Annotated in this window: 5 protein-coding genes and 1 pseudogene; 4 read left to right on the top strand and 2 right to left on the bottom strand. The window is 54.4% G+C overall.

The window, feature by feature from the left end:
* The coding region (locus KHU33_RS24790) for a TonB-dependent receptor plug domain-containing protein (RefSeq protein ID WP_211467999.1) at positions 1–1,903 on the bottom strand (1,903 nt) is incomplete at its 3' end.
* A gap of 416 nt (positions 1,904–2,319) precedes the next feature.
* Between KHU33_RS24790 and KHU33_RS24785 the strand changes: the two genes are divergently transcribed.
* The 4 genes from KHU33_RS24785 (at position 2,320) to KHU33_RS24770 (ending at position 5,360) form a co-directional block, all read left to right on the top strand.
* Complete coding sequence (locus KHU33_RS24785; RefSeq protein WP_211467997.1) at positions 2,320–3,762, top strand: aldehyde dehydrogenase family protein; 1,443 nt, start codon at positions 2,320–2,322, stop codon at positions 3,760–3,762.
* A 104-nt stretch (positions 3,763–3,866) separates the two neighbouring features.
* On the top strand, positions 3,867–4,298 hold the full coding sequence (locus KHU33_RS24780) for a universal stress protein (RefSeq protein ID WP_211467995.1): 432 nt from the start codon (positions 3,867–3,869) through the stop codon (positions 4,296–4,298).
* Between the two features lie 168 nt (positions 4,299–4,466).
* Entirely contained in the window at positions 4,467–4,979 is a 513-nt protein-coding gene (locus tag KHU33_RS24775; protein ID WP_230414541.1) for a DUF4142 domain-containing protein, read from the top strand.
* A gap of 15 nt (positions 4,980–4,994) precedes the next feature.
* Positions 4,995–5,360, top strand: coding sequence for a cupredoxin domain-containing protein (locus KHU33_RS24770; RefSeq protein WP_230414540.1), 366 nt, complete (start codon positions 4,995–4,997; stop codon positions 5,358–5,360).
* A gap of 146 nt (positions 5,361–5,506) precedes the next feature.
* Here KHU33_RS24770 and KHU33_RS24765 read toward each other — a convergent pair.
* Positions 5,507–6,235 (bottom strand): annotated as a pseudogene (locus KHU33_RS24765) (YoaK family protein); the annotation flags it as partial.
* Between the last annotated feature and the right edge of the window lie 308 nt (positions 6,236–6,543).

Below are 6,543 nucleotides of genomic sequence, written 5' to 3'. Positions count from 1 at the left end.
GCAGGTAGACTTTTGGGTTATAGCTGCAATTGGCGCCGACATAGCCGAGCGGTCCACAGCGGACGTGGTCGGCAACCGTTGTGTAACCGGTTGTGGTTGAGGCGATCTCTGGCAAGGTAGGGGCTTTGAACGAGGTCGTAGCCGATCCGCGCAACATTATCTGATTTGACGGCCGCCAAGCCACAGCTATTTTCGGGTTGATCGAATTACCAAAGTCGCTATAGCGATCGCCACGCAAGGCCAGTTGCATTTCGACCTGCTTCATCAGCGGCAGATTAAATTCACCGTACAGGGAATACACTGAGCGACCAGCCTTGCTGCTGTTGGCGCCCATGCCGGCAATCTTGCCGGCAACGGCCAGCGCATCCGGGCGGTCGTCGATCGACTCGCGGCTTGCTTGTACGCCCCAGGCAAAACCTACTGGCGCGCCATTGAACGCAAATATGTCGGGGGTCGACATTTTCCAGTCGACTGTCCCGAGGCGCGATGTCGCGACCCGTTTGGTGGATGTCAGCAGCGGATTGATCACGCTGGCGGGATTCCAGTAAATAAAAGGATCATAGCCGCCTGTACCGAGCAATCCGCTTTGCAGCGATGCCGATGATGCGTCTTTCAAGACGGCATTCGAGTCAACTTCGTTGAGACGATTTTGATTGAGACTGACGGCCGCCTCGCTGTCCCATTTACCGATTTCGCCGCGCCAGCCGCCTACCAGACGCACACTGTCGCTGCTAACTTTGGTTTGCATCGGCGCGGCCTCATAAATACCGCGGTACAGACGTAATTGATCGCCCGGTGTAAATCCTTCTAGAGAGCCATCCGCGCTGCGACCAGGTAAATTGGCCAGGCCTGGATTGATCGAGCCGGCGGTTTTGCCGACGAAGGTACTGTCAAATTGCGGGAAACCGCGTTGAGTGGTGCTCTCGCCATGACCATATGAGGCTTCGCCAAACAACTCGCCGTGACCACTGAGTCGTTTGGTGAAAATTGCCGAAACACCTCCTCGCAGTACATCAGGAGACAGTCGGACTACAGAATCGGTGAAACAGCGAGTGTCGCCGGTGCCGGCATTGGTATCGATAGTGCCGCGGCAACCCGGTATGGGAAAACCTGGTTCGGCGGTGGTGATATCAAACAGGCTGCCCAGATAACGATCTATGCTCCTGCCGTCACTACCGCCAAAGCGTCTGAAATCACTATTGCTGGTGGCATCGTGTTTATCGCTCGATAACGGGTTACGGCGCATTACATCGACTGTCAGCAGTAGATTCTGTCCGTCCTTGTCCAAGTCGCCCCAGCCTGCGGTGACGCTTGCATTTGCGGTGCCGCCATCGCCTTTTTCATTCGTCCCGAGATTAGCGCTAGCTTCGACACCCTGATAGTTACGCCTGGTTTTGAAGTTGATCACGCCGGCAACCGCATCGGAACCGTATATCGCAGAAGCCCCGTCCCGCAAAATTTCGACGGATTCGATCGCGGCCAGCGGCAAACTATTCAAATCGACAAATGTGTCTTCGGCATTATTGGCGAAGCCGTAATTGGCCATGCGGCGACCGTTTAACAAGATGAGCGTGTATTTTGCACTCAAGCCGCGCAACGCCACCGATGCCGCGCCTTTAGCGAATGAACTACTGGAATTGCCGCTTAATTCCACAGAAACAGACGGCAGTTTGCTCAGGAGTTCAACCACAGTGCTTGCGCCGGATTTCTCGATTTCCGATCTTTTGATGATTTCAACTGCGGTTGGACCTGCTCTATTAACGCGCGAAATGTTTGACCCGGTAATGGTAATGCGTTCAGGTGTGTCGGGCGCGGAGCCGGTGGTTTGGTCAGCGGCAAAGGTGAGAGGCAGGTGGATGAGGCCGATTGCTGCCAGGGTAGATGGCAAAAGAATTTTATTCATCTGGGAAGGTCTCCGTTTTTATAAAAGGAAATGATCGATTTCGCTTCATGCTTTTGCTGCAAGTGACTGGGTAAGTCACCCGTCAAGCAGGTTTTCCAGCTAAGTCTCTACGGACAGGTACGGCCGCATAAAAACAACGTCCCAGAGCGCGATGCTACTTTGAAATGTTGTTATTTATTTTGCATTAATTTCTAGCTAAATTCGATTCGCCGCAAATGTTTAGTCTTTTCCTTAGATTTTTTATTGCTTTATTTTCCTTCTGGCACTATTCCAGCGAGGAATGCGGTAAACAGATTGCTGTTTGGCGGTGATCCTGCACCAACGAAGTTGAAGAAGCTCTCGACTAAAAGCCGGTCCTGCGCCATGCGCGATGTGCTTTAATTGCCGAACATAAATGCAATTATCAAAGGCCAGCCATGAACACGTTGACGACTCCAGCCGACACCGAATTCAATCAGACCCGCCTGGAAATCCAGCGCGTATTCGATGCTCAGAGAGTTACGGCCTTGCGTCTGCGGCAATCGGGCAAGGCCGAGCGTCTGTTGAAAATCAGGAAATTGAAGGCTGCGTTGCTGGCGCATAAGGATGAGGTGATTGCCGCCGGTTTCGCCGATTTCGGCAAGCCTGCCGCCGAAGTTGATCTGACCGAAATTCTGCCGGTGATCGCCGAAGCCAACGACGCCATCCGCAAACTAGGCGGCTGGATAAAGCCGAAAAAAGTCTGGCCTTCGCGCATGATGATCGGCACTTCGGCGTATACCCAGTACGAGCCAAAGGGGCGGGTATTGATCGTGGCGCCGTGGAATTATCCGGTTAATCTGAGCCTGGGGCCGCTGGTGTCGGCGCTGGCGGCTGGCAATACGGTGATCATCAAGCCTTCGGAAATGACGCCGCATGCTTCAGCCGTGATCGGCAAGATCGTCCGCGCGGCTTTTGGCGAGGATGAAGTGGCGCTGTTCGAGGGCGACGCGGCGGTTGCGCAGGCGCTGCTCGATCTTCCTTTCGATCATATCTTCTTCACCGGTTCGCCGGCCGTCGGCAAAATCGTCATGGCTTCGGCAGCCAAGCACCTGACCAGCGTTACGCTGGAGCTGGGCGGCAAATCGCCTACGATTGTCGACGAGACGGCGGATCTGCAAGCCGCAGCGCAAAATATCCTGTGGGCCAAGTTCACCAATAACGGCCAGACCTGTATCGCCCCCGATCACATCTATGTCCACGCCAGCGTCAAGCAGGCGTTTCTCGGGCACTGCGTAGCGGCGCTGGAAAGCGCCTATGGCAAGGGGCCGCAGCAAATGGATAGCAGCAGCCTGGCGCGTATCGTCAATCAACGCCATACCGTGCGCGTCAAAATCCTGCTGGATGACGCCACCGCGCGCGGTGCGCGGATAGTTACCGGCGGTGGTGTTGACGAGGCTCAGCGTTATATCGCGCCAACGCTGCTGGACGGCATTCCGGACGGCGCCAGCATCATGCGCGAAGAAATCTTCGGGCCGCTGCTGCCGATTATCAGTTATGAGCAGCTGGACACGGTGATTGCGCGCATCAATGCCGAGCCCAAGCCGCTGGCTCTGTATGTCTGGAGCCGCAAGCAGGAAAATATCGCCAAAGTGATGCAGCAGACCAGCTCTGGCGGCGCTTGCATCAACCATTGCGTGGTGCAGTTCTTGCACGGCAATCTGCCTTTCGGCGGCGTCAACAACTCCGGTATCGGCAGCGCGCACGGCCATCACGGCTTTCTGGCGTTTTCGCATGAGCGGGCGGTGGTGCGCAACCGCATCATGCTCGCCAAGATGTTTTTCCCGCCGTATACCAGCCTGACGCGCAAACTGATTGCCTTGTTCATCAAGACGGTCTGAATTCGCTAACTGAGTGCTCAATACATTGCAATGCAAAGGGTGCACAATACCCGTATCGTCTTATCTCATCGAATGCGATGAGCGAGTGACGGCAGGAGCTTGCCATGTACAAGAAAATTCTGGTCGCCTACGACGGCACGCCTGAGAGCGAATCCGCTCTGCACGAATGTATTCAGATTAATCCGCCGCCCTCGACAGAAGTCCATTTGCTGGCAGTAATTCAGCTTTCTCCGCATGCCATGGCGGGCGGTTACGCGCCGGAGATCGAGGTCGCTGCCAAACGGCAAATCATGGAGCCGGTACTGGAGCGGGGCCGTGCGCTGATGGCGGCGGCCGGTTTGAACGTGGTGCCTCATCTTCAAATGGGAGAACCGGTCGATGTCATCGGTGCGCTGGCCGATGCACTGGAGATCGATCTTATTATTGTCGGCCACTCGCACCGCAAGGCATTTGCGATGCGCTGGTGGCGTGGCTCCATGGATGCGTTGCTGGTTGAGCGGGTTAAAGCCAGTATTCTGGTCGCTGTTCGTCCTTGATCAGGCACTAATCTTTGTTGACAGATTTTCGCCTGCCGCGTCGTTGGTGAGCAATTGGCTAGCCTGGTTTATGACAGATGCACTTAAAGCATAAGAGTCTTTACAAAGTGCTTTAATCACATATTCTGAATTTTTAACCAGATAGCGAGGCTCAAAATGAAAACAGTAATGAGCGCCTTGGTCGCAGCCATGCTGACGGTGGGGACAACAATGGTCATGGCTCAGTCGGAGGCGCCGAACGATGCGCAGATAGCCGGCATCGTGGTCGCAGCCAATACCGTGGATATCAACGCCGGTAAGGTGGCCAAATCAAAATCGCACAATAAGGAAGTCAAAGAATTTGCGCAGCGCATGATTACCGACCATTCCGGCGTCAACAAACAGGCCGTGGCCCTGGTCACCAAGTTGCATGTGACGCCAGAGGATAGTGCGACCAGCAAGAGCCTCAAAGACGGCGGCGTGGCGAACCTGAAACATCTCGGCACGCTTAAGGACACAGCCTTCGACAAGGCTTACATCGACAATGAAGTTACTTATCATCAAGCCGTGCTCGATGCGATCGACAAGACTCTCCTGCCGAGCGCCCAGAATGCCGAGTTGAAAGACCTGATCACGAAAGTCCGGCCTGCAATCGATGCCCACTTGCAGCACGCGAAAGAGATTCAAGCGTCAATGAAATAAAACATGAGTTAAAACATGAGAATGCCCGCTTTTTCAAGCCGTGCTGGTTGGCAATGGCAAGCGATTGCTTCGGCGTTGCTGCTTTGCGTGTCCGCTGGTGCGGCCTTGGAGGCGGATGCTGGTACTCAGCCAGTGCGCCATGCGGTCGTCATCGAGGCCATGAAATTCTCACCCGAGGTAATCGAAGCCAAGGCGGGGGACACCATTGTATGGACCAACAAAGATGCTTTTCCTCACACGGTGACCGCAGAAAACCACAGTTTCGACTCGAAGGGGATTGCCTCCGATGGTTCGTGGAAATTCAAGGCAACGGCGAAAGGCGTGTTCCCTTACGTCTGCTCTTTTCATCCGACGATGAAAGGGAAGCTGGTGGTGAAATAAATCGCCGTTGGCGCATGAGTGGATTCAAGACTTAGACTTGCTTTGTGAAAGCATGCATCGGCCAGTCAAATGCTCAATGCGCCACCTCGGCGTAGTGTTTTTGCTCCAAGCCGGGCGATTCAAGCTTTTCGCCTGAACTTCAGAAAATCGTCAAGGACGGGCACGATCGCCAGACACGTCAAGATTGCGGCAAGCATGGCAGTGGCGATGAAGCCGATATGTTTGAATCCCATCGCACCGATCAGGCCGCCGCTGAAAAACAGTCCAACCAAGGTGATCAGCAAGCGCAATTTGGCGCGATCAGCGATTACGTCTAGCTGCCTGTCGCCGGTTTTCATTTTATTCCAGTAGATCAGCTTGCCGAGCTCGATGCCGATGTCGGTGACCATGCCGGTGATGTGGGTGGTGCGGATCTCGGCTTTGGAAATCTTGGTGATTATGGCGTTTTGCAAGCCCATGATGTAACACAGCAAGATTACCGTCATCGGCACCAGCAGCCATTTATGTCCCTCCAGATTGCCGCCCAGCAGCCCGAACAGGAGCAGCAGACCGGCCTCCAGCATCAGCGGCAAGGCATATTCGGCCTGCAGATCTTGCCGGCGTCCCCAGTTGATCAGCAGCGCCGAGGTCATCGCGCCGAACAAGAAGGAGAGCAGGCAAGCGAGACCCGCCAGCATCAAGCCGATAGATCCGAGCGCGAGATGGTCGGCCATCGAAGAAACGATACCTGACATGTGGGAAGTGTATTGCCCAACCGCCAGAAAGCCGCCGGCATTGATTGCACCAGCGATAAAAGACAGGAAAAACGCCAGATGGCGGTTTGCTTGCTGGCTACGTTCCTTGCCAGTCAGTTTTCTCAAGTACGGAATCGGCATCGATCGTTATTCTTTCTGCTAGACGGCTTAATGATATTACGCCGCGGCGCACAGCGAGCGACAAAACGCGGGTAAACGTTAAAGATTGTTATTTCATCCTTGCCCGGTCAACGGCAGCTTTGCGCCCACCGTTTTGAAACAATCGCACAAATGCGACCGTGAAGTAACAACTATTTAGTTTCACTGATTCACTTTGATAAGAGATAGGACAGACCATGAACATGATCAAGACAGGTGCGTTGGTATTGGCAGTCACTATGGCAACTGCGGGTTGCGCTGATATGTCGGAAACCCAAAAAGGAACAGCG

The organism is Collimonas silvisoli (assembly GCF_018305005.1).
Classification (GTDB): domain Bacteria; phylum Pseudomonadota; class Gammaproteobacteria; order Burkholderiales; family Burkholderiaceae_D; genus Collimonas; species Collimonas silvisoli.
Note: the sequence above shows the minus strand (reverse complement) of the source record. Positions and strands in the feature narration are given on the sequence as shown.